This is a genomic window from Marinomonas sp. S3726 (genome assembly GCF_000967665.1).
Lineage (GTDB): Bacteria > Pseudomonadota > Gammaproteobacteria > Pseudomonadales > Marinomonadaceae > Marinomonas.
Genome location: NZ_JXYC01000009.1, coordinates 190,728 through 210,565, shown reverse-complemented (window position 1 = coordinate 210,565; position 19,838 = coordinate 190,728). Strand labels below are relative to the sequence as shown.

Sequence of the window (19,838 nt, the reverse complement as noted above, 5' to 3'; positions counted from 1 at the left end):
AAACAGTTTTTAAATTTAATAAGGAATACTTGTGAGTATTACGACTAAAACTTTTCAGTTCGGTAAAGATACCGTAACACTAGAAACAGGCCGCGTTGCACGTCAAGCAACAGGTTCTGTACTTTGTACAATTGGTGATGTGCAAGTTCTTGCGACCGTTGTAGGTGCTAAAAGTGCACAAGCTGGTCAAAGCTTCTTCCCACTTTCAGTTCATTACCAAGAGCGTGCTTACGCTGTTGGTAAAATTCCTGGTGGCTTTCTTAAGCGTGAAGGTCGTCCATCAGAAAAAGAAACACTAACTTCTCGTCTTATTGACCGTCCTATTCGTCCTTTGTTCCCTAAAGGGTTCATGAACGAAGTGCAGGTTGTTATTACTGTTATGTCTACAAACACAGACACTGACGCTGATATTGCTGGCATGCTAGCGACTTCTGCAGCGCTTTCAGTTTCTGGTATTCCATTCAATGGTCCTATCGGTGCTGCTCGTGTTGGATTCAATGATGATGATGGCTATGTACTAAACCCTTCTTACTCAGAGCTAGATGGTTCTTTGTTGGACATGGTTGTTGCTGGTACTAAAGACGCAGTTCTAATGGTTGAGTCTGAAGCACAAGAGTTGACAGAAGACGAAATGCTTGGTGCTGTATTGTTCGCACATAAAGAATTGCAAGCAGCTGTTACTGCTATCACCGAGTTTGCTGCTGAAGCTGGCAAGCCTCGTTGGGAGTGGTCTGCTGAACCAGAAAACGAAACACTTAAAGCGGCTATCACTGAAGGTTTTGCTGATCAAGTTGAAGCAGCATACGGCATTAGTGAAAAAATGGCACGTTACAGCAAGCTAGACGAAGTTCGTACAGCGGCAGTTGAAGCGCTAGTTTCTGAAGAAGCTGGTGTTGAAGAAGTTGATGTAACGAAAGCATTCGCGAAACTTGAGAAAAACACAGTTCGTCGTCGTGTAATCGAAAGCAAGCCTCGTATTGATGGTCGTGACAACAAAACAGTTCGTCCAATCGAAGTTGAAGTTGGTCTTCTAAGCAAAACTCACGGTTCTTCTTTGTTTACACGTGGTGAAACTCAAGCAATTGCAACTTGTACATTAGGCACTAGCCGTGATGCACAGATGAGCGATGGCCTTGCTGGTGAAAATAAAGATAGCTTCATGCTGCACTATAACTTCCCTCCTTACTCTGTAGGTGAATGTGGTCGTATGGGTGGTGTTGGTCGTCGTGAGATTGGTCATGGTCGTTTAGCGCGTCGTGGTGTTCAAGCGGTATTGCCTTCAGAAGAGGAATTCCCATACACAATCCGTATCGTATCTGAGATCACTGAATCTAACGGTTCAAGCTCAATGGCTTCTGTATGTGGTGCTAGCTTGTCTATGATGGATGCTGGTGTTCCTCTTAAAGCACCTGTTGCTGGTATTGCAATGGGTCTTGTGAAAGAAGATGACGGTTTTGCCGTTCTTACTGACATCTTGGGTGACGAAGATCACCTAGGTGATATGGACTTTAAAGTAGCGGGTACTGAAGAAGGTATTACTGCTCTTCAAATGGATATCAAAATTGAAGGTATCAACGAAGAGATCATGGATATCGCTTTGAGCCAAGCGCTTGAAGCTCGTACTCATATCCTACGTGAAATGTCTAAAGTGATTGGTTATGCTCGTCCTGAAGTATCACCAAATGCACCTTCTATGGCTTCTATCAAAATTGATCCTGAGAAGATTCGTGACGTTATCGGTAAAGGTGGTGCAACTATCCGCTCAATTACTGAACAAACAGGTGCTTCTATCGATCTTGATGATGATGGTACTGTTCGTATCTACGCTGCAGATAAGGCGTCATCTGATGCTGCTTTGGTTCGTATCTATGAAATCACTGCTGAAGCTGAAGTAGACAAGATCTATAAAGGTACTGTAGCTCGTCTAGCTGAGTTTGGTGCATTTGTTACTATCTTGCCTGGTAAAGATGGTCTAGTTCACATTTCTCAGATTGCTGAAGAGCGTATCCGTGCTGTATCTGACTTCCTAGAAGAAGGCCAAGAAGTTTTGGTTAAGGTACTAGATGTTGATGCTCGTGGTCGTATCAAGCTTTCTATGAAAGATGTATCAGAAGAAGAAAAAGCGGCTTTTACTGAATAAGTAAAGACTCAGCTTCTGATATAAAAAAAGGGAGAGCATATGCTCTCCCTTTTTTGTTCTTGCCTGATAGCTTTATTACTTTTAATATTCGGTAAGACTAAACTAATTATTTGAGCTATAAAATATATATAAGGTCAGTGCTGACGCTTATTAATAGGGAGATCTTATGAAATATCGCTTACTTGGAACCTTAATGGCTTCCGCATTTCTAGTTGCTTGTGGTTCATCACCTGAAAAGACAGAAACTCAAGCTGTTGCAGCTCCAGTTGCTTCTTGCTTGTTTGCTGATGGCTCTGGTGGCGCTGCCCCTGATTGGGTTTGTGGTGCACCTATGCCTGGTTATGATTTGTCTGCTGTAGGTTATAGTGATAAGTCTGGTGCTGGTCCTAACTTTATGAAGCAGATGGCTGCAACGGCTGCTCGTGTAGAATTAGCTCAAGTGCTTAGTCTAGATATTCAGAATATGATTAAGCAATATGCTGAAACAACAGGTGCAGGTGATGCTGAAACCGTTGATCGTGTAAATACATCTGTGACTAAGCAGATTACAGATCAAACTCTAGTGGGCTCTAAGATTATTCGCCAAATGCCAACGCCAACAGGCGGTATTGTTGTGCTAGTTGCTTTAGATCCTTCTGGTGTTGAGCAGGTCACTAAAGATTTATTGAAAACATCAATGAATAATGACCAAGCTTTATATCAACAGTTTAAAGCGGGTAAAAGCTTTGATGAGTTAGCAGAAGAAATTGCTAAGTCTCGTAAGTAGTATCCCCTGTAAATAGAGAAGCGAGCCCTTGGGTTCGCTTTTTTTATGCTTAAATTAAGCTGTTCGCTTTGTTAGAGAGTTAAGAATGAAGCGACTAAGCTTATAAAGTTTTGTTAAAGTGGGTTGGGAAGTGGTCTTGACGTTTTTCTATTTCAGGAAGTTGAAAGTAAGTTGGTTAGTGATCACAGCTTGTTGCCTCTCCTTGGTTGGGTGTCAGGGATCAAGTGACATTTCTGATAGCCTTAAAGCCTATGTAAAGGATTTAAATCGTTACGAACAACTAACTATCGAAGAGCCGGCTAAAAGGTTTCCTGCTTATTCTTTACCGTCATACAAGCTTAAACAGCAGAGTCTAACTCAGTTTGATATTGGGCTTATTGATTTTTTGTCGCTACAGCATTGTGATTTAGGGTTTTTAGTTGGGGAGAAAAACAGTGTTTTAGGTAAGGTTATGCCTAATAGTCAGCAGCTACTGTATGAAGTGAGGGTGATTAAAGCGTTAAATGAGTGTGATGCTGCTTCGTCATCGCTGCAAGATAAACTTAGTTTGGTTGCTAGAGTAAAACGGCAAGAGCTAAATAAGGTGTATGCAAACGCTGTTTTTAACTCTAAAGAAACTGATGTGTTCTATAGTTTTTCCAATGGTTACCTACCGCTTTCTGAGAACCAATCCAGCTTTCAGGCTTTACGAATTTCGTTAGATAAATTGGCGAGATTAGGGGAGATGATTGAGGCAGAACAAAGTGCAGAGTCAATTTTAAAGTCTGGTTTATTGGATGACTTTGAAAGTCACTTTAAAGTTATTCATGATAGTGAATACGCGGGGAGACTCATACTAAGCTTGCTTCTATTGACGGATTACTTGGCAAAAGTAGCAGACCATCTATCTGTATTAGAGACTGATTCTGCTTTTTGTCGAGGGCCAATGGTATTTTTAAAACAGCAATTCAAAACACATTATTTGGAGCGCATCCAGCCCTATATGGCTCGTATAAATCGTACCGCTTATGAGGTTCTGACAAGCTTGTCTGTCATTGAGCTTAATGCTGCACCTTCTGGTGCTGAATTAGCTTCATTTCTTCAGCAGTTTTCTATGAAAAATGAATCTGAAATATGGCGTCTTTATCAAATGAGTACGCAGCAACATGCTACTCAATGGAATCGCTTATTAAGAGGTTGTCACCTGTTTTAATTAAGCGCTAGCAATGAGTGTGCTGACACTTTCAAGGGCGTCGTAAGGGGTAGAGTTGGCTTCGATTAGAGGTTCTGACCCTAATGCTTTTAATAATGCGATATTTGCTTGAGGATTAGTGTGTATGGCCTGCTTAAAGCTAATAGGGCGGTTAACTGCATGGTAGCTGTGTTGATTCAGACTATCCTCATCGTTATAGATAGCCGGTCCTGGTTGAGTAAATAAACTCATTAAAAGCGCAAACTGAGCGTTATTAGAGACACTGCTGCCTGCATGTGTACGCTGGGTAATCTGGCTTTCAACAATATTGATTATATTCATCTAGACACAACTTTTTATCTTTCCTTAACTATCGAACAAATAACAGAAAGCTTTAACTTTTTTGTCATATCTTTATCGCATAAATTGTATTTATTTACTTTAAAGACAAGTATTTGCAGAAAGTAAGTTTATTAATTTTAGGCTAGATATATACTAGGGTGATAAGGGATCTTGTTTTCAATTGAGATATTAGTTAACAAGAGTTTGCCTATGAGGGAATGAATCCCGTTTGATAAATGATTCAAGGTAATCTTTATAGTGTTTTGAAGTGGCGTGATTAATTACTGGTAGCCTATATGCATGATATTAACCAACTGATAGAAAATGTAAGAGAAAACGAGCAAATAGCTCGTAAGTTCTTTGAAATAGAGCGCTGCATTCTATCGATTGGCCGTTGTGACCAGTTTGTTTCGACATTAACTAAAGAGGTGCAGAAACAGTTTAATGTGCCTTATGTGTGGGTTAACCTGATTAATGAAGCGCCGCTTTCCCATCTTATGGAAAGCTTAGAAAAAACGCCTAATTTACGTGATAGAGTGATGTTTTCACGCCGTAGCCATATGGTTGATGTTATTAAATCATCGGCCAAAACTATCTTGGTAAATGATGATGTTGCTAAATGCCAAGCTATCATTCCTACTGTGTATCAAGGGGTGGTGCACTCTCTTGCTATTTCTCCTTTAACAATTGATGGTGCTCTTGTGGGGTTGTTTTGTCAGGCCGATGCAACTCAGGAGCGTTATGACCCTAGGTTAAAAGACACATTTCTGTTAGATCAGCTAGCCATTAAAATCTCCATTTGCCTGAGTAATGTGACGGCTCGTGAAAAACTTGAATACCTAGCAACTAGAGATTCGTTGACTGGATTATTAAATCGTCGTCAGTTGGAATTAATGCTAGATAGAGAGTTTCAGAGAGCTAAGCATGAGCAGAGAGATTTAACGGTCGCCTTTTTGGATTGTGATGCGTTTAAATCAATTAATGATACCTTGGGACACAACTGTGGTGATGAGGTGCTCGAATATATTGCTAAGCGGCTTTTAAAGCATGTGCATAAGCAGGGGCTTGCCTTTCGATTTGCTGGTGATGAGTTTGTTTTTGTTTTACCTGGTAAGTCTTTGGATCATGGTCTGCAGATTGCTGAGTCTTTACATGAATACTTGCAATCGAACCCTTTGCATTACAAATCCAATCTTGTACCTATTACGATTAGCTATGGTGGTGCGAGCGTTGAGACTGATAGGGTAGGCAACTATAAACAACTGTTAAAATTGGCGGATGAGCGTCTGTACGATTATAAAAATAATCGTAAGCGATCTGTACCAACTAAAGTCTTTAAGTTTTTAAATCGTTTGAAATAATTGTAATTTTATTACAATAATCTTGTTTGAAATCCACTTTCCGTATGTTTTTTAGTGAAATTATGTAGTAAAATTTCATTAAATTTAGATCGAGTCTAGTTATGTCCTATGCACTTATTGCTGATTTGGGTGGCACAAATGCGCGTTTTGCATTGTCTCCAATTGGCAGCACTCAAGTCCAAGAAATTAAAGTGCTACCTTGTGAAGAGTTCGATACTCTTTTTTTAGCGCTAAACGAATACCTTTCCCAATCCAGTGTTTCAATTGAGTCTATTTCTGCTGTCGTATTAGCGATTGCAGGGCCTATTAATCAGCCTTTGATTCGTTTCTCAAATAATAATTGGCAGTTTACTCGTGATGATCTAGTTGCTTACTTTGGTCCAGAGAAAAAACTCGCTTTGTTGAATGACTTTGATGCGATTGGCCACTCACTAGATGTACTTGAAGAAAAAGATCTTGTAGCCGTTGGTGATGGCACGGTTGATTCATCTCAACCTGCATGGGTTGTGGGGCCTGGAACAGGTTTAGGTGTTGCTTGCGTTATCCCTCAGGCAGATATCGGTTATGTATTGCCCGGAGAAGGTGGTCACGTAGATTTAACAAGCTGTACCGAGCAAGAGGACTATATTTTATCTTACTTGCGTGAGCGGCATCACAGAGTCTCTGCTGAACGTGTGCTTTCTGGGATGGGGATGGAAAATATTTATGCTGCACTGGCTCATAAGCAAGGCTTGGATCAAAGTTTAACTGCGCCAGAAATAGGCAAGGCTTTCAAAGAAAATGACCCTTTAGCTGTCGCTTGTATGTCACAGTTCTTTGTTTATTTAGGGCGTGTCATTGGTGATTTAATTTTAAATGTTGAAGCTCGAGGTGGTGTTTATATCGCAGGCGGCATAGTGCCTAGATATTTAACTGAATTTATTGAAAGTGGCTTTAGGCAAGCATTAGAAGAAAAAGGGCGTATGCGACATTTAGTGAGTGCTATCCCTACTTTTGTTGTAACGGCAGAGCACCCAGGTTTAATTGGTTGTGCTAAATATGCTTCATATCTAGTAAAAGCGTCAAATAATGGAGAGAGTAATGAGTAATTCCCGTTTAAAAGATTGTGATGTTGTAATTTTCGGCGGAGGTGGTGACCTTGCCATGCGTAAATTACTACCCGCTCTCTATCACTTAGATATGGATGGTCTATTAACCTCAACAACTCGTGTTATTGGTGCGTCTCGCCGAGATATGACGGCACAGGAGTATCAGGCTAAGGTCAGAGAAGCCTTAGATGAGTTTGTGCCTTCAAGTATTGACGATAATGAAACTTGGCCTAGATTTAAAGAGCGTTTAAGTTATGTGTCTGTTAACGCCCAAGAGCCTGCTGATTTTTCTCGCTTTAATGAGCACGGTGTAGGTGAAAACAATAAAGATGTTGTTTTCTATCTGGCAACGTCTCCTGATTTATTTGGCCCTATATCTTCTTCTTTGGCTGCTGTAGGTTTGAGTGAAGATCGTATGCGAGTGGTGCTAGAAAAGCCGCTTGGGCGTGATCTTGTTTCCTCAAGAGCAATTAATACTGAGGTGAAATTAAACTTCAATGAAAGCCAAGTCTTCCGTATTGATCACTACCTAGGGAAAGAGACTGTTCAAAACCTGCTAGCGATTCGTTTTGGTAATACTTTGTTTGAGCCGCTTTGGAATAGTGCGCACATAGACAATGTGCAAATTACTGTGTCTGAAACGGTAGGTGTTGAGGGGCGTTGGGGCTATTACGATAAGGCCGGTGCGCTGCGCGATATGGTACAAAACCACCTGGTTCAGCTTTTGTGTCTAGTGGCTATGGAGCCGCCAGGCAGAATGGATGCAAGCTCTGTACGGGATGAAAAAATTAAAGTGCTTAAAGCGTTACGCCCAATTACTGGTGCTAATGCTTATACCAAAACAGTGCGCGGGCAATATGCAAAAGGTGTGGTAAATGGCAATTCTGTACAAGGGTATTTTGATGAGGAAGGTAGTAACCCTGACTCTCGAACTGAAACCTTTGTGTCTCTAAGGGCTGATATTGATAACTGGCGTTGGGCTGGTGTTCCTTTCTACCTTCGTACGGGTAAGCGTTTAGGTGAGCGTTACTCTGAAATTGTCATCCAATATAAAGCGGTTCCTCATAGTATTTTTAGTGATGAAAGCAATCGCCAAATGCAGCGTAACCAGCTCATTATTCGTCTTCAGCCAGAAGAGAAGATTTCTTTGACTGTAATGAATAAAGTGCCTGGAGCAAGCGAAGGTATGAACCTTCAGCCCGTTGATCTTAACTTGAGTTTAACTGAAGCTTTCCATAATAAGCGTAGCCCAGAAGCTTATGAGCGTTTATTGCTTGATGTTATGCGCAATGATGCAACCTTATTCATGCGCTACGACGAGGTTGAAGCGGCTTGGAAGTGGGTTGATGGTATTATGGAGGCCTGGAGCCAGACAAGTGAGCGACCAAAAGAATATGCGTCAGGTTCTTGGGGGCCTGCTGCATCTATGGCACTGCCTATTCGTGATGGCCGTAATTGGCACGACTACTAATCCTTGTTGTAAACAACGACTTTTGATTTTTTAACAAACAAATTTATAGAGGATAGGAATAATGGCGAGTCAATTAACAGCTAGAGAAGTGATGACTTCAACACCAGTTGTGCCTGTAATTGTGGTTGAGAATGTTGAGCAAGCAATTAACTTAGGTAAAGCACTTGTTGCTGGCGGTGTACCTGTACTTGAAGTGACTTTAAGAACTGAGGCTGCATTGGATGCCATTGCAGCATTGAGAGAGCAGGTCCCAGAAGCGATTGTGGGTGCAGGTACAGTTTGTACGCGTGAGCAATATGTGAAAGCGGTTGAGGCTGGTTCTCAGTTTATTATTAGTCCAGGTATGACACCAGATCTATTGGCGGTAGGTAAAGAATATGATGTGCCTTACCTGCCTGCTGTAGCAACTATTTCTGATATTCTTTTGGGTATGGAATATGGCTACGATCATTTCAAATTCTTTCCTGCAGAAGTGAATGGTGGTGTGAAGGCGCTAAAAGCTTTCGCGGGTCCATTGGCAGATATTAATTTTTGTCCAACAGGTGGTGTGAGCCCTGCTAACTATAAAGACTATTTGGCTTTGCCAAATGTGCTTTGTGTTGGTGGATCTTGGATAGTGCCTAAAGATCTGATTGAAGCGGGTAAGTGGGATGAGATTACTGCATTGGCTAAACAGCTCTAGTGTTAGTTGATGCACTAAAAAAGGGAAGCCATTGATTGGCTTCCCTTTTTTGTTTTAAGCGTTTATTAAAGTTAGTTAAAGGTTCTCTTCTGCAAACTCTGCTAGTCGGCTTCTTTCTATGCCGTTTACATGCATTACGCTGGCATAGTTAAAGTGTTTACACTTTTCTACTAGGTAAGTTAAGCCTGAAGTAAGTGGAGTAATGTATTTATTATCAATTTGTGCCAAGTTGCCAAGGACAATGATGCGTGAATTGCTACCAATACGAGTCACAATGGATTTTAGTTGGAATTGAGTGAGTCCCTGTGCTTCATCTACTATGATAAGTGCGTTATTGAAGGATCTACCACGCATAAAGTTAAGAGATTTGAATTGTATGTTTGCCTTCTGTTTAACATAGTCAATACTACTGATGGAGTGTTCATCAGCCCCGTGTAATATTTCTAAATTATCATCAAATGCGGCTAGCCAAGGAGCCATTTTCTCTTCTTCTGTGCCGGGTAAAAAACCTATGTCTTCTGCCATAGGTGGGGTTGAGCGGGCTACAATAATTTTGTTGAAACGTTTTTCTTCCATACTTACTTGTAGTGCATAAGCGAGAGCGAGTAAGGTTTTGCCTGAGCCAGCTGGTCCTGTCATTATCATGAGATCTGAGTTTTCATGGCGTAATAAGTAAAAAGCCATGGCTTGCTCTAAGTTTCTTGGGTTTATACCCCAGAAGCTCTGATGCATTAAAGCTGCTCGATTTAAATCAAGTAGGTAAATGTAGTTGTCGTCTAGGTTGCAAACAAAGCCAACGAATTCTGAATCGTCTGTGATAAACATGTTAGTAAAAGCTTGTTCGATAGCATCTCTTGGTAGGAGGTGCACAGTATGCCTGCCGTGATTTTCTGTTTTGACTTTATCTATGGTGTCCCAAAATTGTCCTTCATAATGGACATAGCCTTTACTTAATAAATCTACATCATCAAGTACTTTGTCTTTTTTATAATCCTCAACTCTTTCAAGACCCGAACCTTTGGCCTTGATGCGCATATTAATGTCTTTGGTAACAAGGCAGACTCTGTCTCTTGGGTTGGTGGCTTGAAGGCTAAGGGCGACATTGATAATGCGATTATCGTTGGCGTGAGCGTGATTACCGTTTAAAAATGGAATGTTATCTTGTTGTTTGATTTGTTGGTCTGGAAAAATGGCTAAACAACCAGAAAACTTTGAATTGTCGGCGGAAGTGGTTTGAATGGATACGCCAGCTTGTAGCTCTTTAGGTGAGGCGTCACCTACGATTTTGTCAATTGTATTTATAGCCAGTCTGGCTTCTCGGCTGACGTCTTTGTCGCGCCTATCTTTAATGATGTCCAGTTCTTCAAGAACTGTCATGGGGATAACTACCTTGTGCTCTGCAAAGGCGTATATTGCGAGTGGATCATGGAGTAGAACGTTAGTGTCTAAGACAAATACTTTTTCCATATGCATGACTCCTGTTGGATCATTATTTAAAGATATCGATTTTGTTAACGCTTCCTTGGGATTAAGTTTGTGTTTCAATTAACGTATGACTAAATTATTTCTCTACACTTAAAAGCTTATATGGTCTTGATATTAAAGACTAATTCACTTTGTGCATAATTATGTTTTAGCGTTAATCCTAATTCATTATGTTTTAAGTTTAAGACAAAATTGTGACAAATGCCCAGCTTTATATGCTAAAAATTAGATATAAAAAACCGCAGACAAGCTGCGGTTTTTTTTAAACAATAGAAAAATCTATTCGTCTAGGAAGCTGCGCAAATGTTCTGAGCGGCTTGGGTGACGTAGTTTTCTAAGGGCTTTCGCTTCAATCTGACGAATACGCTCACGTGTTACATCAAACTGTTTACCCACTTCTTCAAGTGTGTGGTCAGTGTTCATATCAATACCAAAACGCATACGTAAAACTTTTGCTTCACGTGCTGTTAGGCCAGATAAAACACTTGTTGTTGCTTCTCTTAAACCTTCGATTGTTGCTGTATCAATAGGTGATTCAGCGCCATCATCTTCAATAAAGTCTCCAAGATGAGAGTCTTCATCATCACCAATTGGCGTTTCCATAGAGATAGGTTCTTTCGCAATTTTAAGTACTTTGCGGATCTTGTCTTCAGGCATATCCATGCGAACAGCAAGTTCTTCTGGTGTTGCTTCACGACCCATTTCTTGTAGCATTTGGCGAGAAATACGGTTCAGTTTGTTGATTGTTTCAATCATGTGTACTGGAATACGTATTGTTCTTGCTTGGTCTGCAATAGAGCGGGTAATTGCCTGTCTAATCCACCAAGTAGCATAAGTAGAGAACTTATAACCACGACGATATTCAAACTTATCAACCGCTTTCATTAGGCCAATATTACCTTCTTGGATAAGGTCCAAGAATTGTAGGCCGCGGTTTGTGTATTTTTTCGCAATAGAGATTACAAGACGTAAGTTTGCTTCAACCATTTCTTTCTTGGCGCGACGAGCGCGTGTTTCACCAATTGAAATGCGGCGGTTGATCTCTTTAAGTTCAACAATGCTAAGACCAGTATCTTTCGAAATATTACGAAGTTTACGTTGGCTACGCATAAATTCAGCTTCATTTTCTTGTAATGCTGCTGCATATCCTGCGCCTGATGCAACTTGATCAGGGAACCACTGGATATTGGTTTCATTATTCGGGAAACGTTTTAAGAACTCTGTACGTGGCATGCCAGCTTTGCGAACACAAACTTGCATTATAATACGTTCTTGTTCGCGTACTTTGTCCATACGACTACGAACGCGATCAACTAGGTCGTCAAAAATCTTTGGAACCAGTTTAATCGGTGCAAAGCAAACGCTAAGTTCTTCTTGTTTTTCTTTAACAATAGAATCTTGGCGTGAGTGTGTTTCAAGTAATTTCAATAACTCTGTGTGATGACGCTCAATTTCACCGAAACGACGGGCAGTTTCTTCTGGATCTGGGCCGTTATCTGTTTCTTCTTCGTCTTCGTCGTCGTCACTTTCTTCGGTTGATTCATCAAGCTCTTCTTCAGAAATCTCTTCAACTAAAGGGGCGTCTTCGAAAACAGGCTCTTCGCCGTCACCATCAATAAAGCCGCTAAAGATATCGCTTAAGCGACCTTCTTCTTCTTTCGTTTTTTCGTATGCGTCAAGTAGTGTTTGTACTGCACCAGGATAGTAAGATACAGCGGCCATTACTTCGCGAGTACCTTCTTCAATGCGTTTAGCGATAGCAATCTCGCCAGCACGAGTAAGTAGCTCTACGGTACCCATTTCACGCATATACATGCGGACAGGGTCAGTAGTACGAGCAACATCGCCTTCAACGGCAGCTAGGGCTGCGGCAGCTTCTTCAGCAGCAGCTTCATCAGTAGAGTCGCCTTCTTCCATGAGAAGGTTTTCTTTATCTGGAGCATACTCACCAACCACTATCCCCATGTCGTTAATCATGGCGATGATTTGTTCGACCTGTTCTGGATCTGAAAGGTCATCAGGGAGGTGGTCGTTAACTTCGGCAAAGGTCAAATAACCTTGCTCTTTACCTTTTGCGATCAGCTCTTTGAGGCGTGATTGTTGATTGTCTGACATTAGACGACCTATGTTAGAATGCGTTAGAGAGAATTAGCCGTAAAGTTTAGCAAAATCAATGAGATTTATCTAGATTTATAGTGCTTTTGGCGAGGAAAAGTTAAGCTTAGCCTACTTCTTCTTGCGAATTTGCTCCATAAGTCTTCTTAATTCTTCACGGCTGTTATTATCCTTTATGGTTTCATTACCCTTACTTTTCAAGCGTGTAATTGCGTTATTTAATCCTAAGCTTTCTTCCTTGCTTGTGATCATGTCCTTAACCTCTTGTTTTGCATCGACTAATTTGGATTTAGTGTGGGCGTCTTGATGATTCAAAAGATGATAAATTTTTTCTGTTTGTTCTGTATTGTGCCAAGAACCGAGTAAATGTCCCAAGTTTTTGTCTGGGTGTTTACAGAAATAGCGCCAGACCTTGCTGAAAATCTGTGTGTCTAAATCTGGTTGTCTAAGCAGGGGGTCGCTCACTTCTATCTCGTTAGCGATATGTGGATGTAGTAACAGGCATAAAATGGCATGTTCTGTTTGATTAAGTGCTATTGCCATTGGAGGAGGGAGTTCTTCCTCATCTTGCCATTTACCTTTACCAAACTGTTTTTTGTTGAATGGTTTTTTGCTTTTCTTTTTTGGACCTGGGTAGCCTTGTTCAACTGGTGCGCCAGAATCTGAGTAAGCATAGTGTGAGTCGTCGTGATCATAGGCTAGGTGATCAGGTAGAGGGATGTCGTCATACTCAGCGTATTGGGCGCTTTCATAATCTTGTGTTTGAGTGTTGGGCTCGGGGCTTCTTTGATATTTAGGTTTTTGTGCAGATAGTTTGCTGGTATCAATGCCAGCTTGCTCTTCCAGTTGTTTGAGTAAAACAGATTTATAGGTGATGTCTGGCAAGGCTTGAATCTGAGACATGACATTCTGGGCGAACTGAGCCTCACCTTCTTCATCGGCAAGGGTAACTTGATTGCGTGCATGTTCAAAAAGGACATGAGACAGTGAGCTGGAGTCTTCTAATTGGTTTTCAAACCCTTCTTTGCCTATCTCTCTTACTAGTGAATCAGGGTCTTCACCTTCTGGTAAAAATAAGAAGCGAACTTGCTTTCCGTCTTGCATCACAGGTAATGTTGCTTCTAGACCGCGAATGGCTGCGGCGCGGCCAGCTCTGTCGCCATCAAAGCACAAGGTAACTTTGCTAACGAGTTTAAATAATTTACGAATATGATTGCTATTAACAGAGGTTCCGAGAGTAGCTACAGCATTTGTAATGCCGTATTGTGCGAGTACTATAACGTCCATGTAGCCTTCAACAATGAGGATGTGATCTAACTGTTGAGTGTTTTGTTTGGCTTCATATAAGCCGTATAATTCTTGGCTTTTCTGAAAGACTGGGGTTTCTGGTGAGTTTAGGTATTTAGGCTTTTCGTCGCCAAAAGCTCGACCCCCAAAGGCAATGACTCGTCCACGAGAGTCCCGAATAGGGAACATGATGCGGTCACGAAACCTGTCATAATAGTGACCTTCTTGATCTTTCTTTTCGATCAGCATGCCAGCTAATAAAAGTTGCTCTTTTTGCTCTATTTTTTTGCCGAGTGACTGTAGTAGGTTATCCCAACCAGGAGGAGCAAACCCTAGTCCGAATACCTTGGCAATTTGTCCTGAAAGTCCGCGCTCTTGTGCTAGATATTGGGTAGCTTTAGACTTTTGTTCATGCTCAATTAGCTGTCTTTGATAGAAGGTAGCGCTTTGAGTAAGTTGATTAAGGAGGTCTGCGTTTTGCTCGTATCTATCTGGCGCTCCCTGTTCTCTAGGGACTTCCATGCCTGCATCTTTAGCCAGTAATTCAATTGCTTCAACAAAATCAAGGTGATCATTCTCCATTACAAATGAAATGGCATTTCCACCTGCACCACAACCAAAGCAGTAATAAAATTGTTTGGCGGGATTGACGCTAAAAGAAGGGCTCTTTTCGTTGTGAAAAGGGCAAAGAGCAGTGTAGTTTTGACCTGTTTTTTTCAGAGTGAGGCGTGATGCGACAATATCTGTGATATCAACACGAGCGAGTAGCTCATCAATAAACTGATCTGGAATACGTCCTGCCATAAAACAAAGCTCACTCTAAGTTGCTGACCCCAAAATAGTATAAATCAAACTAATTTGGGGTGAAGGCTTAAGGGGTGGATTATCCTAAAATGGATTTAACTAGTTTGCTAGCTTGGCCCATGTCACCACGACCTTGAACCTGAGGTTTTACGATAGCCATGACGCTACCCATTTCTTGCATTGAGCTTGCGCCTGTTTCGGCAACCGCTTTCTCAATAATGTCTTTGATTTCGTCTTCTGTAAGTGGTTGTGGCAGAAACTCTTGAATGACACTGATTTCAGCCGTTTCAACATCGGCAAGGTCTTGACGACCACCGTCAGTGAACTGTTTAACTGAGTCTTTACGCTGCTTAACCATCTTATCAAGAATTGCCAGTACTCGTGCATCATCAAGCTCAATGCGCTCATCAACTTCAACTTTTTTACATTCAGCTAGCATGGTGCGAATTAAGGTGACGCGAGCTTTTTCTTTAGCGCGCATTGCAACTTTAAGTTGAGCTGAAATTTCTTGTTTAAGTGCTGACATTGTTTGGCTCCATAAGGTGTCTATAAATAAAATGGAAAAAAAAACGGCTAGTATGAACTAGCCGTTTTCTTGCTATAAGTAGAAACAAGTTCTTCTTATAGATCAACATTTGTTTTGTAAGTAAGACTTACAAATAAGGCAAAGGCCTAGTACAAACGTTGGAATTTTTTCTGCTCACGAGAAACTTTTTTCGCGTGACGCTTAACTGCAGCAGCAGCAGCACGTTTGCGAAGAGTTGTTGGTTTTTCGTAGCATTCACGACGACGAACTTCTGCAAGAACACCTGCTTTTTCACAAGAGCGTTTGAAGCGACGTAGAGCGATGTCAAATGGTTCGTTATCTTTTACTTTTACAGCTGGCATGTATTTACCTATATTAAAAATGTTTTAAATTTGTTCACAAAAAACGCGCAGATAATACTCTCATTTTTGTAAGCTTTCAAAAAAAAGAATGCTTAATCTTTAAAAGAGTATAAAACTCATTAAAAACGTTCTGTGAAGACATAATGATTGGTCTCTATCTTAATAGTTAGACCTAACTTCATCTCTTTTATCTACCTGTTAAGGTATAGCACTAATTCAAAGCGCTTATATAAAATATTTGACCTAATAAAGAGTGCTTGGCTAAGCCAAAGCGAAGAAAATCACCTGCCTTTTAATTTAATCTATTTAAAACGGAGCGCATTTTAGGCGCTTTGATGTTCAAAGTCCAGTTGTTATGGGGTTAACAAACTAATTTGACTGGATAAAGTGAAATTTTGTCTTGCACTAACCTTTCTACCTGTATGAGATCAGGTACAATGCTTGGCAAATCTATATCGAATTTATAAAGAGAATAAGCCGTAATGAAAGTGCTAGGTCTTGAAACCTCTTGTGATGAAACGGGTATTGCTATTTATGATACTCAAGCTGGCTTGCTAGCGCATAAAATTTATTCACAAATTGAACAGCATGCTGAGTATGGTGGTGTAGTGCCTGAATTGGCATCTAGAGACCATGTACGTAAAACTATTCCTCTGATTGAAGAGGTGTTAGCGGAAGCTGGTTTGAATAAAAAGCAGTTAGATGGCATTGCTTTTACTACAGGGCCGGGCCTTGCGGGCGCTTTAATGGCAGGAGCAACTATTGGCCGTGCATTAGGGTTTGCGTTAGATATACCAGCCATAGGTGTACACCATATGGAAGGGCATTTACTGGCACCTATGCTTGAAGAAAAACAGCCTAAAATGCCATTTGTGGCTTTATTGGTTTCGGGTGGTCATACCCAATTGGTAAGAGTTGATGGTATTGGGGAATACAAGTTGCTAGGCCAGTCTCTTGATGATGCTGCTGGTGAAGCGTTCGATAAGGCTGCAAAAATGATTGCTCTACCTTATCCCGGCGGTCCACAGATAGCAGCGCTAGCGGCAAAAGGTAAGGCAAGAGATGGTCTGAAATTTCCTCGTCCTATGACTGATAGACCCGGATTAGATTTTAGCTTTAGTGGTTTAAAGACAGCCTTTTTAACATCTGTTCATAAAGCCATGGATGAAGGTGAAATGAATGATGAGTTTAAAGCTGATGTTGCGTTAGCTTTTGAAGAGGCTGTGGTGGATACTCTCGTGATTAAGTGTAAGCGAGCACTAGAGCAAGAGGGTTTGAAGCAGCTCGTTATTGCCGGTGGGGTAAGTGCTAATAAAAGGCTTCAAGCTAGTCTTCAGGCTAAGCTAGCTAAAATACGCGCTAGCGTATTCAATGCCAGACCAGAATTTTGTACTGATAATGGTGCCATGATTGCCTATGCAGGTGCTCAGCGATTATTGGATGGTCAGGAATCAGGTTTGTCCCTGGATATTAGGGCAAGGTGGCCTTTGGCTGATCTGCCGGCATTAACGACGAAAAGAAATTAAAGGTTAAATATGACAGATACTGTTTTCATTGAAGGTCTTCAAACAGAGGCCGTCATAGGGGTTTATGATTGGGAAAAAAAGATCAAGCAAGAGCTGATCTTTGATCTAGTGATGAGTCATGACAACCGTGTGCCAGCTGCCACTGACGACCTATCTAAAACATTGGATTATGAAGCTATTTCAAACTACATAACGGCTTATTGCCAAGAGCATGTGTTTGAATTAATTGAAACACTGGCTGAGCGTTTACTTGAATCCTTGATGGTGAAGTTTGCCCTAACTGAGGTTGAGTTAACACTGAGAAAGCCAGGAGCAGTGCCTACAGCAAGAACGGTTGGTGTAAAAATTAAACGTAGTCTTAATTAAATAGCTGCTTAGTTAAGATCAAAAAAATGCCCAAGTTTTACTTGGGCATTTTTGTTTGTGTTAGTTTATTTTAACTGCTTTTACTAAAGGGTTAAGGCTGTTTTCAAGTTTTGTTATTCGTGCCTGTTTGATGGCTTGCCCTAACTCTGCCCCTTTATGTCCCTGTTTCATCATATCTTTTGCGCTAATGCTGGCGATACGTGACCTAAGGTCATACCAGTCATTTTTGTCGGTATTTGTTAGTAGGCTTAAAAGTTTGGCAAACTCATTAAACACCTGAGGCTTTTTTATCGCCGTAAATGATGTTAACCATTGATCCCATTCTTCCGCTTTCATAGGTAGTTTTGCGTTATGCATAAACTCGCTAACAAGGTTGGCATAATGCTTAAATTGATTGGGGCAGGTTAATTTATCAAGTGCGGGTGCCAAATTATTTGGTAGGGTTTTATGGCAAATATAGGCCCATACTAAATGTTTGTTATCAAGAGAAGATAATAAATTTTGATCTGCTTGCTTTAGTAGGGTAGCAATCGCAGACCACTCAAAATCTGCTAAAACATGATCAAGCGCTTGGCAGCTATCTAATACGTTAAAGAAACTTTCAGGATTTGGGTAGCTAAGAGATTTCTCTAGCTCGCGCCAAATACGCTCCTGGTTTAGGCTTTCTAACTCGCCTGATAGGCTTATCTGAGTCATTAGTGCCAATGTTTCTGGAGCTATGCTAAACCCAAACTGTTCAAAGCGAGCGCTAAAGCGAGCGACTCGTATGACTCTTAAGGGATCCTCAATAAAGGCGTCGGAAACATGGCGAAAAATGCGTTTATCTAAATCTTTTTTACCTTGATAAGGGTCGATGAGCGTACCGTCTTTATCCTTAGCAATCGCATTGATGGTAAGGTCTCGACGAGCTAAATCTTCTTCAAGACTTATAGTGGGTGAAAAATCACAAATAAACCCAGTATAGCCTTGTCCTTTTTTAACTTCAGTTCGAGCTAAAGCATACTCTTCTTTTGTTTTTGGGTGCAAAAATACAGGGAATAATTTACCTACTTGTTGGAAACTGTGGGAGAGTAGGTCATCAGGTGTTGCACCCGTAACGACCCAATCTCTATCCTTAATAGGCAAATTTAATAACTCATCTCTCACAGCGCCACCCACTAAATAGTGGGTAAAAGGAAGGTCTGTTTTAGTCATTTAGGATTCAGACTCACAGCGCTCTGGGTGTAGCGCTTGCCACTGGGTAAAGCCACCATTAAGTGAATATACGTCTTTAAAGCCTTGGGCAGCTAGGTATTCTGCCGCGCCTTTACTGCTATTGCCATGGTAGCAACAGACAATTAGAGGTGTTTCAAAGTCATTGTTGTTCACAAAAGCTTCAAGGTTATCATTGCTTAGATGAACTGCATTTTGCATGTGACCGTTTTGAAAGCTTATTAGGTCGCGTATATCTGCAATGTTAGCTTTTATATCGATAATAGGTAGGGCGTCTTGTATGTCTATGCATTTAAATGTCATGTTATTGGCCTAATCATGGGGCATGGGGTGCTATGGGTCTGCCAATCATCTAGACATAAGGCAGTTAAGCTGCCTCCCCAAACACATCCTGTATCGAGTGCATGCACTCGCTTCTTTTTAACTTTGCCTTCAAGTGATGCCCAATGTCCAAATATAATTTGGCAATCCTTGGGAAGCTGAGAAGGAAATTTGAACCACTTTTTAAAGTCTTTATTGCCTGACTTGTTAGTGGCTTCTTTTGATTTAAGGTCTAGTTTGCCCTTTTTATCGCAAAAGCGCATGCGGGTAAGATAATTGATAATGGCTCTAATTCGATCAAAGCCAATAAGTTCTGGGTCCCACTTGTTAGGCTTGTTGCCATACATGACGTTAAAGAAGTCGTTAGCATACTCAGATTGCAATAAGTTGCTTGCCTCTTGAGCATAAGAAAGCGTTTCTTCTAGGTTCCAGCAAGGAGGGACTCCAGCATGGGACATAATCGCATTAAGTTCAGGATCGTAATGACACAATGGTTGAGCTTGGAGCCAATCAAGTAAAGTGTCTCTATCCGGAGCGTTTAGTATTTCTGTCAGGGTGTCGCTGCGTTTCAGGTTAGCTTGGCCTCTTGCTATAGCCAATAAGTGTAGATCATGGTTACCCAGTACAACTTTAATATTATCTTTAATAGAGTAAAGATACCTCAAGGTTTCTAGGCTCTCTGGACCGCGGTTAACTAAGTCTCCCGCTATCCATAGGGTGTCTTTTTTAGGATCAAATGATATCTGTTTTAACAGACTAAGCAGTGGCTGAAGGCAGCCTTGAATATCGCCTATTGCGTAGGTTGCCATAGCT

The 19,838-nt window shown here is 41.1% G+C and carries 18 protein-coding genes; 9 read left to right on the top strand and 9 right to left on the bottom strand.

Features of this window, described 5'->3' with window-relative positions; genetic code table 11:
- The first annotated feature begins 31 nt into the window (after positions 1–31).
- The 3 genes from pnp to TW85_RS08505 all read left to right on the top strand — a co-directional run bounded on the left by pnp (position 32) and on the right by TW85_RS08505 (position 4,098).
- Positions 32–2,140, top strand: a complete 2,109-nt coding sequence (gene pnp, locus TW85_RS08515) for a polyribonucleotide nucleotidyltransferase (RefSeq protein WP_046016677.1) — start codon at positions 32–34, stop codon at positions 2,138–2,140.
- A gap of 166 nt (positions 2,141–2,306) precedes the next feature.
- Positions 2,307–2,906 carry an LPP20 family lipoprotein gene (locus TW85_RS08510; protein ID WP_046016676.1) on the top strand — a complete coding sequence of 200 codons (600 nt, stop codon included), beginning with the start codon at positions 2,307–2,309 and terminating at the stop codon, positions 2,904–2,906.
- 136 nt (positions 2,907–3,042) lie between these two features.
- Positions 3,043–4,098, top strand: a complete 1,056-nt coding sequence (locus TW85_RS08505) for a DUF3080 family protein (RefSeq protein ID WP_162197497.1) — start codon at positions 3,043–3,045, stop codon at positions 4,096–4,098.
- Here the strand turns inward: TW85_RS08505 and TW85_RS08500 are convergent, their stop codons facing one another.
- Positions 4,099–4,419, bottom strand: coding sequence for a hypothetical protein (locus TW85_RS08500; RefSeq protein WP_046016675.1), 321 nt, complete (start codon positions 4,417–4,419; stop codon positions 4,099–4,101).
- 296 nt (positions 4,420–4,715) lie between these two features.
- Here TW85_RS08500 and TW85_RS08495 point away from each other — a divergent pair, with 296 nt between their 5' ends.
- The 4 genes from TW85_RS08495 to TW85_RS08480 all read left to right on the top strand — a co-directional run bounded on the left by TW85_RS08495 (position 4,716) and on the right by TW85_RS08480 (position 9,021).
- On the top strand, positions 4,716–5,780 hold the full coding sequence (locus tag TW85_RS08495; protein WP_046016674.1) for a GGDEF domain-containing protein: 1,065 nt from the start codon (positions 4,716–4,718) through the stop codon (positions 5,778–5,780).
- A 101-nt stretch (positions 5,781–5,881) separates the two neighbouring features.
- Positions 5,882–6,868, top strand: a complete 987-nt coding sequence (gene glk, locus TW85_RS08490) for a glucokinase (RefSeq protein ID WP_046016673.1) — start codon at positions 5,882–5,884, stop codon at positions 6,866–6,868.
- On the top strand, positions 6,861–8,339 hold the full coding sequence (zwf, locus tag TW85_RS08485) for a glucose-6-phosphate dehydrogenase (protein ID WP_046016672.1): 1,479 nt from the start codon (positions 6,861–6,863) through the stop codon (positions 8,337–8,339). The genes glk and zwf overlap by 8 nt, the downstream gene beginning before the upstream one ends.
- A gap of 61 nt (positions 8,340–8,400) precedes the next feature.
- Entirely contained in the window at positions 8,401–9,021 is a 621-nt protein-coding gene (locus TW85_RS08480; RefSeq protein ID WP_046016671.1) for a bifunctional 4-hydroxy-2-oxoglutarate aldolase/2-dehydro-3-deoxy-phosphogluconate aldolase, read from the top strand.
- A 75-nt stretch (positions 9,022–9,096) separates the two neighbouring features.
- On the opposite strand, the gene TW85_RS08475 is transcribed toward TW85_RS08480, so the two are convergent.
- The 5 genes from TW85_RS08475 to rpsU form a co-directional block, all read right to left on the bottom strand.
- Positions 9,097–10,488, bottom strand: a complete 1,392-nt coding sequence (locus TW85_RS08475; protein WP_046016670.1) for a PhoH family protein — start codon at positions 10,486–10,488, stop codon at positions 9,097–9,099.
- 297 nt (positions 10,489–10,785) lie between these two features.
- Positions 10,786–12,621: an RNA polymerase sigma factor RpoD gene (gene rpoD / locus TW85_RS08470; RefSeq protein ID WP_046016669.1), complete on the bottom strand. Its 1,836-nt coding sequence runs from the start codon at positions 12,619–12,621 to the stop codon at positions 10,786–10,788.
- A gap of 111 nt (positions 12,622–12,732) precedes the next feature.
- Positions 12,733–14,712 (bottom strand): DNA primase, encoded by a 1,980-nt coding sequence (gene dnaG, locus TW85_RS08465; protein ID WP_046016668.1) that lies wholly within the window; start codon positions 14,710–14,712, stop codon positions 12,733–12,735.
- Positions 14,713–14,791: 79 nt separating this feature from the next.
- Entirely contained in the window at positions 14,792–15,238 is a 447-nt protein-coding gene (locus TW85_RS08460; RefSeq protein ID WP_046016667.1) for a GatB/YqeY domain-containing protein, read from the bottom strand.
- A 146-nt stretch (positions 15,239–15,384) separates the two neighbouring features.
- Complete coding sequence (gene rpsU, locus TW85_RS08455) at positions 15,385–15,600, bottom strand: 30S ribosomal protein S21 (protein WP_009835737.1); 216 nt, start codon at positions 15,598–15,600, stop codon at positions 15,385–15,387.
- A gap of 482 nt (positions 15,601–16,082) precedes the next feature.
- Between rpsU and tsaD the strand changes: the two genes are divergently transcribed.
- Together tsaD and folB are read left to right on the top strand one after the other, a co-directional pair.
- A complete protein-coding gene (gene tsaD, locus TW85_RS08450) occupies positions 16,083–17,126 on the top strand; it encodes a tRNA (adenosine(37)-N6)-threonylcarbamoyltransferase complex transferase subunit TsaD (protein WP_046016666.1) in 1,044 nt (347 codons plus the stop codon).
- 9 nt (positions 17,127–17,135) lie between these two features.
- On the top strand, positions 17,136–17,492 hold the full coding sequence (folB, locus tag TW85_RS08445) for a dihydroneopterin aldolase (RefSeq protein ID WP_046016665.1): 357 nt from the start codon (positions 17,136–17,138) through the stop codon (positions 17,490–17,492).
- Positions 17,493–17,552: 60 nt separating this feature from the next.
- On the opposite strand, the gene TW85_RS08440 is transcribed toward folB, so the two are convergent.
- The 3 genes from TW85_RS08440 to TW85_RS08430 are packed head-to-tail and all read right to left on the bottom strand — an operon-like array spanning position 17,553 to position 19,834.
- The gene (locus tag TW85_RS08440; RefSeq protein ID WP_046016664.1) at positions 17,553–18,686 is read right to left on the bottom strand and encodes a tRNA nucleotidyltransferase; all 1,134 of its coding nucleotides are present in this window, start codon (positions 18,684–18,686) and stop codon (positions 17,553–17,555) included.
- Positions 18,687–19,007, bottom strand: a complete 321-nt coding sequence (gene glpE, locus TW85_RS08435) for a thiosulfate sulfurtransferase GlpE (RefSeq protein WP_046016663.1) — start codon at positions 19,005–19,007, stop codon at positions 18,687–18,689. It lies immediately after the preceding gene.
- Positions 19,004–19,834 carry a symmetrical bis(5'-nucleosyl)-tetraphosphatase gene (locus tag TW85_RS08430; RefSeq protein ID WP_046016662.1) on the bottom strand — a complete coding sequence of 277 codons (831 nt, stop codon included), beginning with the start codon at positions 19,832–19,834 and terminating at the stop codon, positions 19,004–19,006. Before TW85_RS08430 ends, glpE begins: the two co-directional genes overlap by 4 nt.
- Positions 19,835–19,838 lie beyond the last annotated feature (4 nt).